Origin of the sequence: Marivivens aquimaris, from assembly GCF_015220045.1 — a bacterium.
GTDB classification, from domain to species: Bacteria; Pseudomonadota; Alphaproteobacteria; order Rhodobacterales; family Rhodobacteraceae; genus Marivivens; species Marivivens aquimaris.
The window spans coordinates 1,579,986-1,597,773 of sequence record NZ_JADBGB010000001.1 but is presented as its reverse complement, the minus strand read 5'-3'; the positions used below and the strand labels follow the sequence as shown (position 1 = coordinate 1,597,773).

At 60.2% G+C, this 17,788-nt stretch carries 20 protein-coding genes; 19 read left to right on the top strand and 1 reads right to left on the bottom strand.

Features of this window, described 5'->3' with window-relative positions; all coding sequences use genetic code 11:
- The first annotated feature begins 2 nt into the window (after positions 1-2).
- From IF204_RS07945 to IF204_RS07930, 4 genes are all read left to right on the top strand, one after another.
- Positions 3-608 carry an NADH-quinone oxidoreductase subunit C gene (locus tag IF204_RS07945; RefSeq protein ID WP_167637922.1) on the top strand — a complete coding sequence of 202 codons (606 nt, stop codon included), beginning with the start codon at positions 3-5 and terminating at the stop codon, positions 606-608.
- A complete protein-coding gene (locus tag IF204_RS07940; RefSeq protein WP_194095994.1) occupies positions 608-1,822 on the top strand; it encodes an NADH-quinone oxidoreductase subunit D in 1,215 nt (404 codons plus the stop codon). The genes IF204_RS07945 and IF204_RS07940 overlap by 1 nt, the downstream gene beginning before the upstream one ends.
- A gap of 62 nt (positions 1,823-1,884) precedes the next feature.
- Positions 1,885-2,154 (top strand): hypothetical protein, encoded by a 270-nt coding sequence (locus IF204_RS07935; RefSeq protein ID WP_194095992.1) that lies wholly within the window; start codon positions 1,885-1,887, stop codon positions 2,152-2,154.
- Between the two features lie 58 nt (positions 2,155-2,212).
- A complete protein-coding gene (locus IF204_RS07930) occupies positions 2,213-3,307 on the top strand; it encodes an NADH-quinone oxidoreductase subunit E (RefSeq protein ID WP_194095990.1) in 1,095 nt (364 codons plus the stop codon).
- Between the two features lie 45 nt (positions 3,308-3,352).
- Here the strand turns inward: IF204_RS07930 and IF204_RS20220 are convergent, their stop codons facing one another.
- Entirely contained in the window at positions 3,353-3,481 is a 129-nt protein-coding gene (locus IF204_RS20220) for a hypothetical protein (protein WP_265588443.1), read from the bottom strand.
- On the opposite strand from IF204_RS20220, the gene IF204_RS07925 reads away from it, so the two are divergent.
- The 15 genes from IF204_RS07925 to IF204_RS07855 all read left to right on the top strand — a co-directional run bounded on the left by IF204_RS07925 (position 3,471) and on the right by IF204_RS07855 (position 17,786).
- Positions 3,471-4,055 (top strand): hypothetical protein, encoded by a 585-nt coding sequence (locus tag IF204_RS07925; protein ID WP_194095988.1) that lies wholly within the window; start codon positions 3,471-3,473, stop codon positions 4,053-4,055. The genes IF204_RS20220 and IF204_RS07925 overlap by 11 nt on opposite strands.
- The gene (locus IF204_RS07920; protein WP_194095986.1) at positions 4,055-4,279 is read left to right on the top strand and encodes a DUF5337 domain-containing protein; all 225 of its coding nucleotides are present in this window, start codon (positions 4,055-4,057) and stop codon (positions 4,277-4,279) included. Before IF204_RS07925 ends, IF204_RS07920 begins: the two co-directional genes overlap by 1 nt.
- 3 nt (positions 4,280-4,282) lie before the next feature.
- On the top strand, positions 4,283-5,563 hold the full coding sequence (gene nuoF / locus IF204_RS07915; protein ID WP_167637928.1) for an NADH-quinone oxidoreductase subunit NuoF: 1,281 nt from the start codon (positions 4,283-4,285) through the stop codon (positions 5,561-5,563).
- Between the two features lie 293 nt (positions 5,564-5,856).
- Positions 5,857-6,252 carry a DUF5333 domain-containing protein gene (locus tag IF204_RS07910; protein ID WP_194095984.1) on the top strand — a complete coding sequence of 132 codons (396 nt, stop codon included), beginning with the start codon at positions 5,857-5,859 and terminating at the stop codon, positions 6,250-6,252.
- 298 nt (positions 6,253-6,550) lie between these two features.
- Entirely contained in the window at positions 6,551-8,563 is a 2,013-nt protein-coding gene (nuoG, locus tag IF204_RS07905) for an NADH-quinone oxidoreductase subunit NuoG (RefSeq protein ID WP_194095982.1), read from the top strand.
- A 4-nt stretch (positions 8,564-8,567) separates the two neighbouring features.
- Positions 8,568-8,957, top strand: coding sequence for a hypothetical protein (locus IF204_RS07900; protein ID WP_194095980.1), 390 nt, complete (start codon positions 8,568-8,570; stop codon positions 8,955-8,957).
- Positions 8,958-8,967: 10 nt separating this feature from the next.
- Positions 8,968-10,005, top strand: a complete 1,038-nt coding sequence (gene nuoH, locus IF204_RS07895; RefSeq protein ID WP_167637932.1) for an NADH-quinone oxidoreductase subunit NuoH — start codon at positions 8,968-8,970, stop codon at positions 10,003-10,005.
- A 3-nt stretch (positions 10,006-10,008) separates the two neighbouring features.
- Positions 10,009-10,503, top strand: a complete 495-nt coding sequence (nuoI, locus tag IF204_RS07890) for an NADH-quinone oxidoreductase subunit NuoI (protein ID WP_194095978.1) — start codon at positions 10,009-10,011, stop codon at positions 10,501-10,503.
- Positions 10,500-10,913: a carboxymuconolactone decarboxylase family protein gene (locus IF204_RS07885; protein WP_167637934.1), complete on the top strand. Its 414-nt coding sequence runs from the start codon at positions 10,500-10,502 to the stop codon at positions 10,911-10,913. The genes nuoI and IF204_RS07885 overlap by 4 nt, the downstream gene beginning before the upstream one ends.
- Positions 10,910-11,515 (top strand): NADH-quinone oxidoreductase subunit J, encoded by a 606-nt coding sequence (locus IF204_RS07880; RefSeq protein ID WP_194095977.1) that lies wholly within the window; start codon positions 10,910-10,912, stop codon positions 11,513-11,515. Before IF204_RS07885 ends, IF204_RS07880 begins: the two co-directional genes overlap by 4 nt.
- A gap of 40 nt (positions 11,516-11,555) precedes the next feature.
- The gene (gene nuoK / locus IF204_RS07875; RefSeq protein ID WP_167637936.1) at positions 11,556-11,861 is read left to right on the top strand and encodes an NADH-quinone oxidoreductase subunit NuoK; all 306 of its coding nucleotides are present in this window, start codon (positions 11,556-11,558) and stop codon (positions 11,859-11,861) included.
- Positions 11,862-11,867: 6 nt separating this feature from the next.
- The gene (nuoL, locus tag IF204_RS07870; protein ID WP_194095975.1) at positions 11,868-13,997 is read left to right on the top strand and encodes an NADH-quinone oxidoreductase subunit L; all 2,130 of its coding nucleotides are present in this window, start codon (positions 11,868-11,870) and stop codon (positions 13,995-13,997) included.
- Entirely contained in the window at positions 13,997-15,586 is a 1,590-nt protein-coding gene (locus IF204_RS07865; RefSeq protein ID WP_194095973.1) for an NADH-quinone oxidoreductase subunit M, read from the top strand. The genes nuoL and IF204_RS07865 overlap by 1 nt, the downstream gene beginning before the upstream one ends.
- Before the next feature lie 12 nt (positions 15,587-15,598).
- Positions 15,599-17,035, top strand: coding sequence for an NADH-quinone oxidoreductase subunit NuoN (gene nuoN / locus IF204_RS07860; protein ID WP_194095971.1), 1,437 nt, complete (start codon positions 15,599-15,601; stop codon positions 17,033-17,035).
- A complete protein-coding gene (locus IF204_RS07855; RefSeq protein WP_194095969.1) occupies positions 17,025-17,786 on the top strand; it encodes a biotin--[acetyl-CoA-carboxylase] ligase in 762 nt (253 codons plus the stop codon). Before nuoN ends, IF204_RS07855 begins: the two co-directional genes overlap by 11 nt.
- Positions 17,787-17,788: the final 2 nt, after the last annotated feature.

The following is a 17,788-nucleotide window of genomic DNA, read 5'->3' as shown; positions in this document are numbered from 1 at the left end:
ATATGTCCGAAGCACTCAAAGAGCTGGGCGCACTGCTCGAACTGAAAAAGACCGACGCCGTCGTGTCGTGGGATGTCACCCACGGCGAGCTGAACGTCGATGTCGCACCGTCGCAACTGGTGGCCTTCGTCGAGTTTCTGAAGACCGACGCGTCATGCCAGTTCTCGTCGCTGGTCGATATCACCGCTGTCGACTATCCGGGCCGTGCCAAGCGTTTCGACGTCGTTTACCACTTCCTGTCGATGTACCAGAACCACCGCATCCGCCTGCGCGTTTCGGTGCGCGAGGACCAGATGGTTCCGTCGATCGTCGACGTTCACCCCTCGGCCAACTGGTTCGAGCGTGAAGTGTTCGACATGTTCGGCATTCTCTTCTCGGGTCATCCCGACCTGCGCCGCATCCTGACCGACTACGGTTTCCGTGGTTATCCGCTGCGCAAGGACTTCCCGACGACCGGTTACACCGAAGTTCGCTATGACGAAGCGCAGAAGCGCGTTGTCTACGAGCCGGTAAAGCTGGTTCAGGAATACCGTCAGTTCGATTTCATGTCCCCGTGGGAAGGTGCTGAATACATCCTTCCGGGCGACGAAAAGGAAGGGGCCAAGTGATGGACGGCGCCAAAGGTTTCGAAGACGCCCTGACCGGCGAACAGAAAATCCGCAATTTCAACATCAACTTCGGTCCGCAGCACCCTGCGGCACACGGCGTTCTGCGTCTGGTGCTCGAACTTGACGGCGAGATCGTCGAGCGTTGCGACCCGCACATCGGCCTGCTGCACCGTGGCACCGAAAAGCTGATGGAAAGCCGCACCTACCTGCAAAACCTGCCGTACTTCGACCGCCTCGACTACGTGGCGCCGATGAACCAAGAGCACGCATGGTGCCTCGCGATCGAAAAGCTGACCGGCGTCGAAGTTCCGCGCCGTGCCTCGCTGATCCGCGTTCTTTACTCGGAAATCGGCCGCGTTCTGAACCACCTTCTGAACGTGACGACGCAGGCGATGGACGTCGGCGCGCTGACGCCACCGCTCTGGGGCTTTGAAGAACGCGAAAAGCTGATGATCTTCTACGAACGCGCCTGCGGTGCCCGCCTTCACGCGGCGTACTTCCGTCCGGGCGGCGTTCACCAGGATCTGCCTGACGCGCTTCTCGACGATATTGACGCTTGGGCCGATCACTTCCCGAACGTTCTGGACGACATCGACGGTCTGCTGACTGAAAACCGTATTTTCAAGCAGCGCAACGTCAACATCGGCATCGTGAACGAGCAGGAAATCCAGGATTGGGGCTTCTCGGGCGTGATGGTCCGTGGTTCGGGCCTCGCTTGGGACCTTCGCCGTGCGCAGCCTTACGAGTGCTACGACGAGTTCGATTTCCAGATCCCTGTCGGCAAGAACGGCGACTGCTATGACCGCTACCTCGTCCGTATGGAAGAGATGCGCCAGTCGACCTCGATCATCAAGCAGGCCACTGCCAAGCTGCGCGTCGAGCGCGGTGACGTTCTGGCCCGCGGTAAGATCACGCCGCCGAAGCGTAGCGATATGAAGACCTCGATGGAATCGCTGATCCATCACTTCAAGCTCTACACCGAAGGCTTCCACGTCCCCGAGGGCGAGGTTTATGCCTGCGTTGAAGCGCCGAAGGGGGAATTCGGCGTCTACCTCAAGGCTGACGGCACCAACAAGCCTTACCGCGCCAAGCTGCGCGCACCGGGTTACCTGCACCTGCAGGCGATGGACCACATCGCGACCGGTCACCAGCTGGCCGACGTTGCGGCGATCATCGGTACGATGGACGTCGTGTTCGGCGAGATCGACCGCTAAACAGTTTGCGCCGCCGGCCTTTCGGGGTCGGCGGTCTTCTGTCCTACGGAAAGGGCAGTGAAATGAGAAAGAACATCGCCGGTATCGCGCTTGCCCTCGTGGCGACTGCGGCGCTGGCCGGAAGTCAGGAAAACGTTGACGCGCTGGTCGTTGCGATAGAAAACGCCGGCTGTGTCATGACCAACGAAAACCGCGCCTCCATTCTGGCGGCATCGCGGTTGACCGAGGAAGAGGCTTTCGACGCGGAACAGACGCTTTATGCCGAAGGTCTCGCGGTTCTCGAACCAAACGGGAGCATGTCGCTCCAGACAGGGACGTGTAGCGCGTCCTGACACTTAGAAACCAAGGCTGTGCGCAGCGCGCCGCCGCCAAGACCGGAGCCAGAGCCTGATGCTTCGCCGTTTGCACCACGAACAGCCCGCTTCTTTTGCCTTTACGGCTGAAAACCAAGCCTGGGCCGAAGCCCAGATGACGAAATATCCCGAAGGCCGTCAGGCTTCGGCGATCATTCCTCTTCTGTGGCGTGCCCAAGAACAAGAAGGCTGGCTGACCCGTCCGGCTATCGAAGCCGTCGCGGACATGCTCGGCATGGCGTACATCCGTGCGCTCGAAGTCGCGACCTTCTACTTCATGTTCCAGCTCCAGCCGACCGGCTCGATCGCTCACATCCAGATCTGCGGCACTCTGTCGTGCATGATCTGCGGTGCGGAAGACCTGATCGCCGTCTGCAAAGAGAAGATCAACGCCCACCCGTTCACTCTGTCGGCTGACGGCAAGTTCACTTGGGAAGAGGTCGAATGCCTCGGTTCCTGCACGAACGCACCGATGGCCCAGATCGGCAAGGACTACTACGAAGACCTCACCGCCGACAAACTGCGCTGGCTGCTCGACGAGCTGGCCGCCGGTAACGTTCCGGTTCCGGGTCCGCAGAACGGCCGCTATGCAGCAGAGCCGCTGTCTGGCCTGACCTCGCTGACCGACCACGAAAGCGGCAAGCAACAGTACAACGCTTCGGCCCAGCTGGCTGTCGACATCGGCGACACCGTCAAGCGTATCGACGGCACCGAAGTTCCGCTGCTGACCCCGTGGCTCGGCAAGCAGGGTACCGCGAAGGCGACCCAGAAGCAGATCGAAGAAAACGAACCGAAGCCTGCCGAAGGCAAGCCTGTCGACGAAACCGGTGTGACCGTTCAGGAAGCCACCGTTGACGGCAGCGGCCATCCGGAAGCTGACGTTCAGGTCGAAGGCACCCAGCCCGAACTGCTCGACGCTCCGCGTGAGGGCGGCGCTGACGATCTGAAGAAGATCGGCGGCATCGGACCGAAGGCCGAAGAACAGCTGAACGGCATCGGTGTTTACCACTACGCCCAGATCGCGTCCTGGAGCGCTGACGAGGCGACCTGGATCAACACCCGCCTGAACTACAAAGGCCGCGTCGAGCGTGAAAACTGGATCGGCCAAGCCAAGGATCTGGCTGGTAACTGATTGGTAGGGCAGGGGAAACTCTGCCCCGTTCCATCGGGCCGCTTTTCACAGGAGTAGGATCATAACCCGTTCCGCATCGACCAATGCCTGCCAGCGCAACTGCTGGATCGCCGCTGCGGTGATCGGGCTGGCTGCTGCTGTCTTCTCGGGTTTGGGTCTGGTGATGGCGGTCATCGCTGGCATCATTGTTGCCGCGATTGCGGGCTTCCTGCTGAACTACTTCTTCTGTGACGGCGAAGGGCCGGAGCCCCAAGAGGCACATGTAGTCGTCGAACCCGAAGTAGTCGCCGAACCCGAGCCCGATCCCACTGACAGCGTCGAGACCGGCACCGCGCCCGAGGTTTCCGAAGCTGCCGAGACTGACCCGACCGAAGTCGAAGTCACCGCTGAACCGATGCAGGGTTCCGACGATGGCGAGGACGAGGGCACGACCGCCGATGAAGCGACAGGCGAGGGCGTTCGACCGCCCGCTCTGGACGAGCCGCGTGAAGGTGACGCCGACGACCTGAAGATCATCGAAGGTATCGGTCCGAAGCTCGAAGCGACGCTCAACATGAACGGTATCTATCATTACGATCAGATCGCCGCGTGGACCGACGAAGAAGTCGTGTGGATGGACAACAACCTTCCGCGCTTCAAAGGCCGCGTGACCCGCGATAACTGGGTCGAACAAGCTAAATTGGTGCTGAAACTCGGCGTTGCCGGTTTCCGCGCTCGTGCCAAAACTAACGACGTCGAAGGTCAGTAATGTCGAACGACCCGAAAAATGCTAATGGTGCAGACGGACGGCGCGCGGCGCTGTTCCTCGCTGGCGTCGGCATTTTCTGGATCGTCGCGACCTTTGTTGGCGGGCAACTGGGGCTGTCCCAAAGGACGCGCGCCCTTTTCGATCTCATAGCCCTTGCAGGTTTTGTCTGGGCTTTATGGATGACTTATGGCATCTGGCGGTCACGCCAGAATGATGAAGGATGAGCCATGCTCAAGGATCAGGACCGGATTTTCACCAATATCTATGGTATGCATGAACGCACTCTGAAGGGTGCGATGTCTCGTGGTCATTGGGACGGTACGGCAGGTATCATCCAGAAGGGCCGTGACTGGATCATCGACGAGATGAAGGCTTCGGGTCTTCGCGGTCGTGGCGGTGCGGGCTTCCCCACCGGTCTGAAGTGGTCCTTCATGCCCAAGGAATCGGACGGTCGTCCGTCGTACCTCGTCGTGAACGCCGACGAATCGGAGCCGGGCACCTGTAAGGACCGCGAGATCATGCGGCATGATCCGCACACTCTGATCGAAGGCTGCCTGATTGCGTCGTTCGCGATGAATGCTCACGCCTGCTACATCTACCTGCGCGGCGAATACATCCGCGAGCGCGAGGCACTTCAGGCTGCAATCGACGAAGCTTATGACGCTGGCCTTCTGGGCAAGAACGCTGCCGGTTCGGGCTACGACTTCGATCTCTATTTGCACCACGGTGCTGGCGCTTACATCTGCGGTGAAGAAACCGCGCTGATCGAAAGCCTCGAAGGCAAAAAGGGCATGCCCCGCATGAAGCCGCCGTTCCCGGCTGGCGCGGGCCTCTACGGCTGCCCGACCACCGTGAACAACGTCGAATCGATTGCTGTTGTTCCGACCATCCTGCGCCGCGGCGCGTCGTGGTTCTCGGGCTTCGGCCGCCAGAACAACGCGGGCACCAAGCTGTTCGCGATCTCGGGCCACGTAAACAACCCGTGCGTCGTTGAAGAAGAGATGTCGATCTCCTTCGAAGAGCTGATCGAAAAGCACTGCGGCGGCATCCGTGGCGGCTGGGACAACCTGCTTGCCGTTATTCCGGGTGGCTCGTCGGTTCCGTGTGTGCGCGGCGAGAAGATGAAAGACGCCATCATGGACTTCGACTACCTGCGGGGCGAGCTCGGTTCGGGCCTCGGCACCGCAGCGGTCATCGTCATGGACAAGTCGACCGACATCATCAAAGCGATCTGGCGCCTGTCGAAGTTCTACAAGCACGAGAGCTGCGGCCAGTGTACCCCGTGCCGCGAAGGTACCGGCTGGATGATGCGCGTGATGGAGCGTCTCGTTCAGGGCAACGCGTCGGTCGAAGAAATCGACATGCTGTTCAACGTGACCAAGCAGGTCGAAGGCCACACGATCTGTGCGCTCGGCGACGCCGCTGCATGGCCGATCCAGGGTCTGATCCGCAACTTCCGCGACGTGATCGAAGACCGCGTCAACGGCAAGAGCATCGCCGCTGAATAATTAAGCAGAACAGTGACTTAGCGTAAGGCAGCCTTCGGGCTGCCTTTTGCGTTTCTGTGCATTTTCGCAGGTGGGGAAAACCACTATCGTATTCACATGCCTTGATGTGTAGTGACGTCTGGTTCGTCTTGCGACGGGCGCTAGTCCACTCACGGACCAAGCGGCCTGCACTCTGGAAAACAGAGGCAGGCCGCGGCTCGTTTCTGCGAATGCAATCACGTTTTGGCGGGGTGATATTGAATAGCGGTGGGGTTCGCTCCATTTCATGCCCCGCATTCAACGAAAGGACGACCATGCGCAGACTCATTCTTCCGACCCTGCTTGCAGCGACTATCGCAACGGCGTCGGGCGCGCAGACGCCGCTCAAGGACGTGACCGAAATCAGCGAGGGCCTGATTGCTGCCGGTATGGCAATCGAGATCGCCGACAATTGCGACAACATCAGCGTTCGCCTGATCCGTGGATATTCCTACCTCAACGGCCTCAAGAGCCGTGCCCGCGAACTGGGCTACAGCGGTGACGAGATCGACGCCTATGTGGACGACAAGGTCGAGAAAGCCCGCCTCGAAGACATCGCTCGCCAGCGCCTTGCCGATAAGGGCGCGGTGTCCGGCAATGATGCGACCTACTGCGCGGTAGGGGAGGCCGAGATGGCCGCGAACACGACTGTGGGTTCGTTAATCCACTGAATCACTCGGATATGAGGCCCGCCCATTCGGCGGGCCTTTTTGTATCATTTCCGAGTCTATCGGTAACATCCTGAAAGTCGCATATATTTGCGGCAATCTGCTCGAAAGGCCGTTGCAAGCCATATTCTCGGGTATTTGGTGCGCTCTTTTCGGATATGCCGTGAATTTTCCACGCCTTTTGGTGTCGTAACGACTGGCGTAGCGCGGCAAGCCGCGTTAGAACGCCCGCGACCGAGTGCCTAATCGTGCATTGCGCGATCGGCATTGCGTCGGAGCGACAAGAACCAAAAGGCTGGCCATGTCCGATTTGAAAAAAATCATCATCGACGGGATTGAGCTGGAAGTACCGGGTGCCATGACGCTGATTCAGGCTTGTGAAGAAGCCGGAATCGAAGTCCCGCGCTTCTGCTACCACGAGCGTCTGTCCATCGCGGGCAACTGCCGCATGTGTCTCGTCGAAGTCGTAGGTGGTCCGCCGAAGCCTGCTGCTTCGTGCGCCATGCAGGTCAAAGACCTCCGTCCTGGACCGGAAGGCCAGCCGCCGGTCGTCAAGACGAACTCTCCGATGGTGAAGAAAGCGCGCGAAGGCGTGATGGAATTCCTTCTCATCAACCACCCGCTGGATTGCCCGATCTGCGACCAGGGTGGTGAATGTGACCTTCAGGACCAGGCGATGGCCTACGGTGTCGACTTCTCGCGTTTCCGCGAACCGAAGCGCGCTGTGGACGACCTCGATCTTGGCCCGCTGGTCGAAACCCACATGACCCGCTGCATCAGCTGCACCCGCTGCGTCCGCTTCACCTCCGAAGTCGCCGGCATCATGCAGATGGGCCAGACCGGCCGCGGTGAAGATGCAGAGATCACCAGCTACCTGAACCAGACCCTCGATTCGAATATGCAGGGTAACATCATCGACCTCTGCCCGGTCGGTGCGCTGGTTTCCAAGCCTTACGCTTTCACCGCCCGTCCGTGGGAACTGACCAAGACCGAAACCATCGACGTGATGGACGCTCTGGGTTCCAACATCCGCGTCGATACCAAAGGCCGTCAGGTCATGCGTATCCTGCCGCGCAACCACGACGGCGTGAACGAAGAATGGATTTCGGACAAGTCGCGCTTCGTTTGGGACGGTCTGCGTCGCCAACGCCTCGACACGCCGTATATCCGTGAGAACGGCAAGCTCCGCAAAGCATCGTGGGGCGAGGCTCTCGCAGCTACCGCTGCCGCGATGAAGGGCAAGAAGGTCGCCGGTCTGATCGGTGATCTGGTCAACGTCGAAGCAGCCTACAGCCTCAAGACTCTGGTCGAAGGCCTCGGCGGCAACGTCGAATCCCGTACCAACCGTTCGCGCGTGCCTGCTGGCAACCGTTCGGCTTACGTCGGTAACGCTGCTGTCGAAGACCTCGATACCGCAGAGAACATCGTCATCATCGGCGCCAACCCGCGCGTCGAAGCTCCGGTCCTGAACGCACGTATCCGCAAAGCATGGCTGCGCGGCGCGAACGTGGCTGTTGTGGGCGAGGGCGGTGATTTCACCTACGATTACGACAACCTCGGCAACGACCGTGCGGCGCTCCAGTCGCTGCTGGATTCGGGCAAGAACGCAGGCAACGGTGTCATCATCGTCGGCCAGGGCGCTCTGAACGAAGCCGACGGCGAAGCTGTTCTGGCTGCTGCGATGCAGCTGGCTGCGAACGGTGGCTCCAAGCTGCTGGTTCTGCACACCGCTGCTTCGGCAGTTGGCGCGCTGGACGTAGGCGCTGTCACCGAAGGCGGCCTCGACGCAGCGCTGAACGGTGCGGAAGTCGTGTTCAACCTCGGCGCTGACGAAGTTGAAGTCGGCGAAGGCGCGACCGTCATCTATCAGGGCTCGCATGGCGACCGCGGTGCACACCGCGCCGACATCATCCTGCCGGCTGCCGCCTACACCGAAGAAAACGGCCTGTTCGTAAACACCGAAGGCCGTCCGCAGCTCGCGCTCCGCGCTTGCTTCGCTCCGGGTGAAGCCAAAGAAAACTGGGCGATCCTTCGTGCACTGTCCGCCGAACTTGGCGCGACCCTGCCGTGGGACAGCCTCGCACAACTCCGCCAGAAGCTGGTTGCCGACGTTCCGCACCTCGCTCAGATCGACGAAGTCGTCGAAAACGAGTGGGCACCGCTGGAAACCGGCAAACTGGGCGATGCGACCTTCCGCAACGTGGTCAAGGACTTCTACCTGACCAACCCGATTGCACGCGCATCGCAGCTGATGGCCGAACTTTCCGCGCAGGCCAAAGCCCGCGCTGCCGAGCCCAAGGTTGCGGCTGAATAAGACAATGCGGGCAGCGGTCATCGCATCGCTGTTACTCGCGGGGTGCACAGCATCCCAAAGCGCTATCGGTGGGGCAGGCGACTTTCGCCCGGACTACCAAGGGGTCGAAACACGGCTCCTCGACGGCGACCTGGTCAATTTCCGGGTCAGAATGTCGGGCGCTCGCGGGCCTTCGGACGTCACGAAGTACGCCGAATGCGCCGCTGCACAATATGCGCTGATCCGTGGTTACGGGTTTGCGCGGCACATACGCACCACGGTCGAAGAAGACTTTGGGATCTGGGTTGCGGATGCTGTCTACACTATCTCGCCGGCGCTTCCGCGCGGGCTCAGGACAATAGACGCCGAAGTTACGGTAGCCGATTGTGGCGTATCGGAAATACCGACGGTGTAAGGGGACGAATATGGTTGAATTCTTCACCACGACCAACCTTGGGATCCTGCTGCTGACTCTCGGTCAGTGCCTTCTGGTCCTCGTGCCGCTTCTGGTGGCACTGGCCTTCCTGATGTACGCGGACCGCAAGGTCTGGGCTGCGGTCCAGATGCGCAAGGGCCCGAACATCGTTGGCGCGTTCGGTCTGCTGCAGTCCTTTGCGGACTTTTTGAAGTACATCGTTAAAGAGGTCGTCGTACCGGCCGGCGCAGACAAGTTCGTCTTCTTCCTCGCGCCGCTGATTTCGTTCGTTATGGCCGTGATCGCTTGGGCGGTTATCCCGTTCAACGACGGTTGGGTGCTGGCCGACATCAACGTCGCCATCCTCTACGTCTTCGCGATCTCGTCGCTCGAAGTTTACGGCGTCATCATGGGCGGCTGGGCTTCGAACTCGAAGTATCCGTTCCTCGGCTCGCTGCGTTCGGCAGCACAGATGATTTCCTACGAAGTCTCGATTGGTCTGATCATCGTTGGCGTGATCATCTCGACCGGTTCGATGAACTTCGGCGACATCGTTCGTGCGCAGGACGGCTACGGCATCCTGTCGTGGTACTGGCTGCCGCACTTCCCGATGCTGTTCCTCTTCTTCATCTCGGCTCTGGCTGAAACCAACCGTCCGCCGTTCGACCTTCCCGAAGCGGAATCGGAACTGGTTGCCGGTTATCAGGTGGAATACTCGTCGACCCCGTTCCTGCTGTTCATGATTGGCGAACTGACCGCAGTCGTGCTGATGTGCGCACTCGTGTCGCTGCTGTTCCTCGGCGGATGGCTGTCCCCGATCGAGTTCCTGCCGGACGGCATCCTGTGGATGATTATCAAGATGGTGTTCTGCTTCTTCATCTTCGCGATGGTGAAGGCGATCACTCCGCGCTACCGCTACGACCAGCTGATGCGTCTGGGTTGGAAAGTCTTCCTGCCGATGTCGCTGGCTTGGGTGGTGCTCGTTTCCTTCCTCGCAAAATACGAAGTCCTCGGCGCTTTCTGGGCCCGTTGGACGATCGGAGGCTGATCCATGACGCAGATCGATTACGGCCGCGCCGCCAAATACTTCCTGCTGGCGGACTTCGCAAAAGGCTTCAAGCTGGGTCTGAAGTACTTCTTCGCTCCCAAGGCGACGATCAACTACCCGCACGAAAAAGGCCCGCTGTCCCCGCGTTTCCGCGGCGAGCACGCGCTGCGTCGCTACCCGAACGGCGAAGAACGCTGCATTGCGTGTAAGCTGTGCGAAGCGATCTGTCCGGCGCAGGCGATCACCATCGACGCGGAACCCCGCGAAGACGGCTCGCGCCGCACCACGCGCTACGACATCGACATGACCAAGTGCATCTACTGCGGCTTCTGTCAGGAAGCCTGCCCTGTTGATGCGATTGTCGAAGGTCCGAACTTCGAATTCTCGACAGAGACCCGCGAAGAGCTCTTCTACGACAAAGAGAAGCTGCTTTCGAACGGCGAACGTTGGGAAGCCGAAATCGCCCGCAACCTCGAAATGGATGCGCCGTACCGATGACCGACTCAAAGAACCCCTTTGAAGCCATGATGAAGGCGGGGCAGGACTGGGCCAAGTCGCTCAATCCGGCGCTGGAATCGTTTATGCCCAAGGGGTTCGAGACGCTCTGGCCCACCATGCCTTCCGAAATGATGGAAGCGATGATGGGCAAGACCTTCAACCCTGAAGGTCTGGATGCCAAGACACGCCTTCTGCTGACCCTGATGGGCCTGACCATTCTGGGCGCTCAAGCAGAATCGCAAATTCGCCTGACCGTCCGCCATGCGCGCGAGGCGGGGGCAACCAAACAGGAGATCGCCGAGACCATCGCACAAGCCGCGATGTTCGGAGGCGTCCCCGCAATGACCAAGGCCATGACACTCGCGAATGAAGCGATGGCCGAGGACACGAAAAAGGACCGCGACGAATGAGTGTAGCTGATATCGCATTTTACGCCTTTGCGCTGACGACTGTCGCGGGCGGGCTGTTCACGGTGCTGAGCCGTAACCCCGTCCACTCGGTGCTCTGGCTGATCCTCGCCTTCCTCTCGTCGGCGGGGCTTTTCGTCCTGCTGGGCGCGGAATTCATCGCCATGCTGCTGATGATCGTCTACGTCGGCGCCGTCGCGGTTCTCTTCCTCTTCGTGGTCATGATGCTCGACATCGACTTTGCCGCACTGAAGGCAGAGATGGCCCGCTACATGCCGCTCGCTCTGCTGATCGGTGTGGTCATCATCATCCAGCTCGCCATGGCTTACGGCGCTTGGGATTACTCCGCCGGGTTCGAGACGCGCCTCGCCGCGCCCGCCGGTGACGTCCACAACACCGCCGCACTGGGCCTGCTGGTCTACGATAAATACCTGATGCTCTTCCAACTGGCCGGTCTGGTCCTGCTGGTCGCCATGATCGGCGCCATCGTTCTGACCCTGCGCCACCGCAAGGACGTGAAGCGTCAGGACGTGCTCGCCCAGCTCTACCGTGACCCCGCAAAGGCCATGGAGCTGAAAGACATCAAACCGGGGCAGGGCCTGTAATGCCAAATTTCGCGAACAAGCAAAGCGAGGGACGGAACAAATGATCGGAATTGAACACTATCTGACGGTGGCTGCGGCCCTGTTCGTGATCGGGATCTTCGGCCTGTTCCTGAACCGCAAGAATATCATCATCCTGCTGATGTCGATCGAACTGATCCTGCTGGCTTGCAACATCAACTTCGTCGCGTTCTCGTCCTACCTGAACGACCTGGTCGGCCAGGTGTTCACGCTGTTCGTCCTGACCGTCGCTGCTGCCGAAGCCGCCATCGGTCTGGCCATTCTGGTTTGTTTCTTCCGCAACCGCGGGACCATCGACGTTGAAGACGTCAACGTGATGAAAGGCTGATCCGACATGGAAAAGATTGTCCTTCTTGCTCCTCTTGTCGGAGCCCTTATCGCCGGCTTCGGCTGGCGACTGACCGGTGAAAAGACCGCTCAGATCATTACGACCGGTATTCTGTTTCTCTGTGCGCTGCTGAGCTGGATCCTCTTCCTCGGCTTCGACGGAAACGCCTACCATATCAACCTGCTGCGCTGGATCGAATCCGGCGACCTCCAGACTTCGTGGGCGATCCGCATCGACCGTCTGACGCTGATCATGCTGATCGTCGTCAACACCGTGTCGTCGCTCGTTCACCTCTACTCGATGGGCTACATGGCCCACGACGAGAACTGGGGTCATCACGAGCACTACAAGGCACGCTTTTTCGCGTACCTGTCGTTCTTTACCTTTGCCATGCTCATGCTGGTCACCTCGGACAACCTCGTCCAGATGTTCTTCGGTTGGGAAGGCGTGGGTGTCGCATCGTACCTGCTGATCGGCTTCTACTATAAGAAGCCGAGCGCGAACGCTGCGGCGATGAAAGCATTCGTCGTCAACCGCGTCGGTGACTTCGGCTTCGCTCTGGGCATCTTCGGTCTGTTCATGCTGACCGGCTCGATCGACTTCGACACCATCTTCGCGAACGTTGGCACCATCGCCGACACCGAGATCACCTTCCTCTGGCGCGACTGGAACGCGGCCAACCTTCTGGCCTTCCTGCTCTTCGTAGGTGCCATGGGTAAGTCGGCGCAGCTCATCCTGCACACCTGGCTGCCGGACGCGATGGAAGGCCCGACCCCTGTTTCGGCCCTGATCCACGCTGCGACCATGGTGACCGCGGGCGTCTTCCTCGTCTGCCGCATGTCGCCGCTGTTCGAATACGCACCGGAAACCAAATCATTCATCATGTACCTCGGTGCGACCACCGCGTTCTTCGCAGCGACCGTCGGCCTCGTTCAGAACGACATCAAGCGCGTCATCGCTTACTCGACCTGTTCGCAGCTCGGCTACATGTTCGTGGCTGCCGGTGCTGGCGTTTACGGCGCGGCGATGTTCCACCTCTTCACGCACGCTTTCTTCAAGGCGATGCTGTTCCTCGGCGCCGGTTCGGTCATCCATGCGATGCACCACGAACAGGATATGCGGAACTACGGCGGTCTGCGTAAGAAGATCCCGCTGACCTTCTGGGCCATGGTTATCGGTACCCTCGCCATCACCGGCGTCGGCATCCCGCTCACCACCATCGGTTTCGCTGGTTTCCTCTCGAAGGACGCGATCATCGAAAGCGCCCACGCTTCGGGTAACGGCTACGCCTTCTGGATGCTGGTCATCGCGGCTCTGTTCACCTCGTTCTACTCCTGGCGTCTGATCTTCATGACGTTCTTCGGGAAGCCGCGCGGCGATCACCACGCTCACGACCACGCTCACGAGAGCCCGCTGGTCATGACCATCCCGCTCGGCGTTCTGGCTCTGGGTGCGATCTTCGCTGGTATGATCTGGCTGAACCCGTTCTTCGGCGATCATGACAAGATGACCAAGTTCTTCGGCATGCCGCACCACGAAGTGGCAGCTGCCGAAGGTCATGGCGAAGAAGCTGCGGCCGACGATCACGGCGCTGTCGCCACCGAAGAGCACGGCACCGAAGAGGTTGCTGCTGCCGATCACGGCGAAGAGGCTGCGCACGGCGATGCCGGTCACGAGGCTGCATTCGGCGCGATCTACATGTCGGAAGCTTCGAACGAAGTTCTCGACGAAGCGCACCACTCGCCGGTTTGGGTGAAGACGAGCCCGTTCTTCGCCATGCTGATCGGTCTGTTCGTCGCTTGGCTGTTCTACATCCGCGACACGTCGCTGCCGCGCAAGCTCGCTGCGAACCAGCCGATGCTTTACAACTTCCTGCTTAACAAATGGTACTTCGACGAACTCTATGACGCTGTGTTCGTTCGTCCGTCGAAGCGCATCGGTGCCTTCCTCTGGAAGAAGGGCGACGAGGCCACCATCGACGGCGGGATTAACGGTGTAGCTCTGGGCATTGTCCCGTGGCTGACCCGCCTCGCAGGCCGCGCCCAGTCCGGCTATGTGTTCACTTACGCCTTCGCGATGGTTCTGGGCATCGCAGTAATTCTGACCTGGGTGACGCTCACCGGGGGATCGCACTAATGGAAAACCTTCTCTCGATCGTAACCTTCATTCCGCTGCTGGCAGCAGGCATTCTGGCCCTGTTCCTGCGCGGTGACGACGAAGGCGCCCGCCGGAATGCAAAGTGGGTGGCGATGATCGCCACTCTCGCAACCTTCTTCGTGTCGCTGTTCATCCTTGGCGGCTTCGACAGCTCGAACACTGGCTTCCAGTTCGTCGAAGACCACGAATGGCTGATGGGTCTGCACTACCGCATGGGTGTTGACGGGATCTCGGTCCTGTTCGTGATGCTCACCACGTTCCTCATGCCGCTGGTCATCTGGTCGGCTTGGGATGTGACCCACCGCGTCAAGGAATACATGATCGCGTTCCTCGTGCTCGAAGCGCTGATGCTCGGCGTGTTCATGGCACTGGACCTCGTTCTCTTCTACGTCTTCTTCGAAGCCGGCCTTATCCCGATGTTCCTCATCATCGGCATCTGGGGTGGTGCGAACCGCATCTACGCTTCGTTCAAGTTCTTCCTCTACACCTTCCTCGGCTCGATCCTGATGCTGGTCGCCATGATCGTCATGTACGCTCAGGCCGGCACCACATGTATCGGTGCTTGCGGTGAAGGCACGACCGCGCTGCTCGACTTCGAGTTCGCATCGACCACCATCTCGGTTCTGGGCATCTCGGTCACCGGCGGTCTCCAGACCATGCTGTTCCTTGCGTTCTTCGCATCCTTCGCTGTGAAGATGCCGATGTGGCCGGTCCACACCTGGCTGCCGGACGCCCACGTTCAGGCCCCGACCGCTGGCTCGGTTATCCTTGCTGCGATCCTGCTGAAGATGGGCGGCTACGGCTTCCTGCGCTTCTCGCTCCCGATGTTCCCCGTTGGCGCTGACGTGCTGCAGGATTTCGTCCTCTGGATCTCGGCAATCGCGATTGTCTACACCTCGCTGGTCGCGCTGGTGCAGGAAGACATGAAGAAGCTGATCGCTTACTCGTCCGTTGCCCACATGGGTTACGTGACCATGGGTATCTTCGCGATGAACCAGCAGGGCCTTGACGGCGCGATCTTCCAGATGCTGTCGCACGGCTTCATCTCGGGCGCTCTGTTCCTCTGCGTTGGCGTGATCTACGACCGTATGCACACCCGCGACATCGATGCCTACGGTGGTCTCGTGAACAAGATGCCGGCTTACGCGCTTGTCTTCATGTTCTTCACCATGGCAAACGTCGGCCTTCCGGGCACCTCGGGCTTCGTCGGTGAATTCCTGACCCTCATGGGTACCTTCAAGGTCAACACCTGGGTTGCTGCGGTTGCTGCGCTCGGCGTGATCTTCTCGGCAGCTTATGCGCTGTGGCTCTACCGCCGCGTCGTCATGGGCGAGCTGATCAAGGAAAGCCTGAAGTCGATCAAGGACATGACCCGCCGCGAAAAACTGATCTTCGCACCGCTGGTCTTCATGACCCTTCTGCTGGGTATCTATCCGGCGTCCGTCACCAACATTATCAGCCCGAGCGTCGCTGCTCTGGTCGAGCAAGTTGAAACCGCAAAGGCCGATGCAGGCCTGATGCATGAAACCGCCGAAGCCGACCACGCCGCGCCGGCAGCCGCGCACTAAGGAGCAGGGAAAATGATCTCTCAAGACCTTCAGATCGTTCTGCCGGAGATTCTTCTGGCGCTCTACGCGATGGCCGCGCTGCTCATTGCCGTCTACACCGGCAAGGACAAAGTCGCCTCGGTCGTCAACTGGGCTACGGTTGCTGTCTTCCTCGTGCTGGCCTTCTGGATCGGCGTCTCCGGTTCGGGCGATCAGACCGCTTTCGACGGCATGTTCAACGACGATGCCTTCGCACGCTTCGCCAAGGTAACGATCCTTGTCTCGGCTGCTGCGGTTCTGGCAATTAGCCGCGATTACATGTCGCGCCGCGGCCTGCTGCGCTTCGAATATCCGGTGCTCGTCGCTCTCGCGACCGTGGGTATGATGGTCATGGTTTCGGCCGGAGACCTGATGGCGCTCTATATGGGCCTCGAACTGCAGTCGCTCGCGCTCTACGTCGTGGCTTCGCTGCGTCGTGACAGCGTGAAGTCGACCGAAGCGGGTATGAAGTACTTCGTGCTTGGCGCCCTGTCGTCCGGTCTGCTGCTGTACGGTGCATCGCTGACCTACGGCTTCACCGGCACCACGCTGTTCTCGGGCATCATTGCTGCAACCGGCGACGAAGTGTCGATCGGCCTGCTGTTCGGCCTCGTGTTCATGTTCTCGGCCTTCGCCTTCAAGGTTTCGGCCGCTCCGTTCCACATGTGGACCCCGGACGTTTACGAAGGCTCGCCGACCCCGGTCACCGCGTTCTTCGCAACCGCACCGAAGGTCGCTGCCATGGGCCTCTTCGCCCGTGTTGCTTTCGACGCATTCGGCGGCATCGTTGGCGACTGGCAGCAGATCGTGTCGCTCGTCGCGATCCTGTCGATGTTCATCGGCGGTATTGCAGCGATCGGTCAGCGCAACATCAAGCGTCTGATGGCTTACTCGTCGATCGCTCACATGGGCTTCGCGCTCATGGGCCTCGCTGCCGGTACGGCCGTTGGCGTCCAGTCGATGCTGATCTACATGGCGATCTACGTCACCATGAACATCGGTACCTTCGCGTTCATCCTGTCGATGGAGAAGGACGGCACCCCTGTCGCCGACATCAATATGTTGAAGATGTACTCGCGCCAGCAACCGCTCCGCGCCATGGCTCTGCTGTTCCTGATGTTCAGCCTTGCCGGTGTGCCGCCGTTCCTCGGCTTCTTCGCCAAGTTCGGCGTGTTCACCGCTGCGCTTTCGTCGGGCCTCGTCTGGCTCGCCGTTCTGGGCGGCATCGCGTCGGTCATCGGTGCGTTCTACTACCTGCGCATCGTGTTCTACATGTACTTCGGTGAAGAAAAGGACGGTCTGGACGGCACCATGTCGCCGGTTGCTTGGGCTGCTCTGATGGCATCGGCAGCGATCATGCTGCTGGGTCTGTTCAACCTCTTCGGTATCGAAGGCATTGCAGCCGCTGCGGCGCAGTCGCTTGTCAACTGAACTTGATGCTGGGCCGCACTGGCCCGAAGGCTACGACCTCGTTGTTCTGGACGAGGTCGACAGCACAATGGCCGAGGCTGCCCGTAGGGCGGCCTCGATCCGTGTTCCGACATGGATCATGGCGCTCCGTCAGACCGCTGGCCGCGGTCGCAGGGGAAGGGCGTGGGACAACCCCGCGGGTAACCTTGCCGCAACGCTGATTTCCAAACCCGACCTGACGCCAATGGACGCCGCCCTGCGGTCGTTCCTCGCCGCCAACGCGCTGTTCGAGGCGCTGGCGCTCTACGTCGACCGCACGCGGCTTGCGACCAAGTGGCCGAACGATGTGCTGCTGGATGGCGGCAAGGTCGCTGGCATCCTGCTGGAAAGCAGCGGGGCAGGGAACCGTATCAGCTGGCTGTCGATCGGGATCGGTGTGAACCTCGCCCACACGCCCCGTGCGGCAGAGGGCGCCACTTTCGCGCCTGTCAGCCTGTTTGAGGCCATCGAGAAAACCATCGAGCCCGAAGAGTTCCTCGCCACGCTCGCCAATGCCTACGCCACGCAGGAACAGAAACTGCTCTACTTTGGCTTCGAACGCATTCGCCGTGACTGGCTGGCGCAAGCCGCCCGCCTAGGCGAACAGATTACCGCCCGCACCACCAACGACGAATTTACCGGCACGTTCGACGGGATCGACGACGACGGCAACCTAATCCTTGTCACCGCGAAAGGCCCCAAGGTCATCGCGGCTGCGGACGTCTATTTCTAACG

Bases quoted from the DNA above. Each gene is read 5' to 3' on its own strand.
- IF204_RS07945 (WP_167637922.1), top strand. From the start codon at position 3: ATGTCCGAAGCACTCAAAGAGCTGGGCGCACTGCTCGAACTGAAAAAG.
- IF204_RS07940 (WP_194095994.1), top strand. From the start codon at position 608: ATGGACGGCGCCAAAGGTTTCGAAGACGCCCTGACCGGCGAACAGAAA.
- IF204_RS07935 (WP_194095992.1), top strand. From the start codon at position 1,885: ATGAGAAAGAACATCGCCGGTATCGCGCTTGCCCTCGTGGCGACTGCG.
- IF204_RS07930 (WP_194095990.1), top strand. From the start codon at position 2,213: ATGCTTCGCCGTTTGCACCACGAACAGCCCGCTTCTTTTGCCTTTACG.
- IF204_RS07925 (WP_194095988.1), top strand. From the start codon at position 3,471: ATGGCGGTCATCGCTGGCATCATTGTTGCCGCGATTGCGGGCTTCCTG.
- IF204_RS20220 (WP_265588443.1), bottom strand. From the start codon at position 3,481: ATGACCGCCATCACCAGACCCAAACCCGAGAAGACAGCAGCAGCCAGC.
- IF204_RS07920 (WP_194095986.1), top strand. From the start codon at position 4,055: ATGTCGAACGACCCGAAAAATGCTAATGGTGCAGACGGACGGCGCGCG.
- nuoF (WP_167637928.1), top strand. From the start codon at position 4,283: ATGCTCAAGGATCAGGACCGGATTTTCACCAATATCTATGGTATGCAT.
- IF204_RS07910 (WP_194095984.1), top strand. From the start codon at position 5,857: ATGCGCAGACTCATTCTTCCGACCCTGCTTGCAGCGACTATCGCAACG.
- nuoG (WP_194095982.1), top strand. From the start codon at position 6,551: ATGTCCGATTTGAAAAAAATCATCATCGACGGGATTGAGCTGGAAGTA.
- IF204_RS07900 (WP_194095980.1), top strand. From the start codon at position 8,568: ATGCGGGCAGCGGTCATCGCATCGCTGTTACTCGCGGGGTGCACAGCA.
- nuoH (WP_167637932.1), top strand. From the start codon at position 8,968: ATGGTTGAATTCTTCACCACGACCAACCTTGGGATCCTGCTGCTGACT.
- nuoI (WP_194095978.1), top strand. From the start codon at position 10,009: ATGACGCAGATCGATTACGGCCGCGCCGCCAAATACTTCCTGCTGGCG.
- IF204_RS07885 (WP_167637934.1), top strand. From the start codon at position 10,500: ATGACCGACTCAAAGAACCCCTTTGAAGCCATGATGAAGGCGGGGCAG.
- IF204_RS07880 (WP_194095977.1), top strand. From the start codon at position 10,910: ATGAGTGTAGCTGATATCGCATTTTACGCCTTTGCGCTGACGACTGTC.
- nuoK (WP_167637936.1), top strand. From the start codon at position 11,556: ATGATCGGAATTGAACACTATCTGACGGTGGCTGCGGCCCTGTTCGTG.
- nuoL (WP_194095975.1), top strand. From the start codon at position 11,868: ATGGAAAAGATTGTCCTTCTTGCTCCTCTTGTCGGAGCCCTTATCGCC.
- IF204_RS07865 (WP_194095973.1), top strand. From the start codon at position 13,997: ATGGAAAACCTTCTCTCGATCGTAACCTTCATTCCGCTGCTGGCAGCA.
- nuoN (WP_194095971.1), top strand. From the start codon at position 15,599: ATGATCTCTCAAGACCTTCAGATCGTTCTGCCGGAGATTCTTCTGGCG.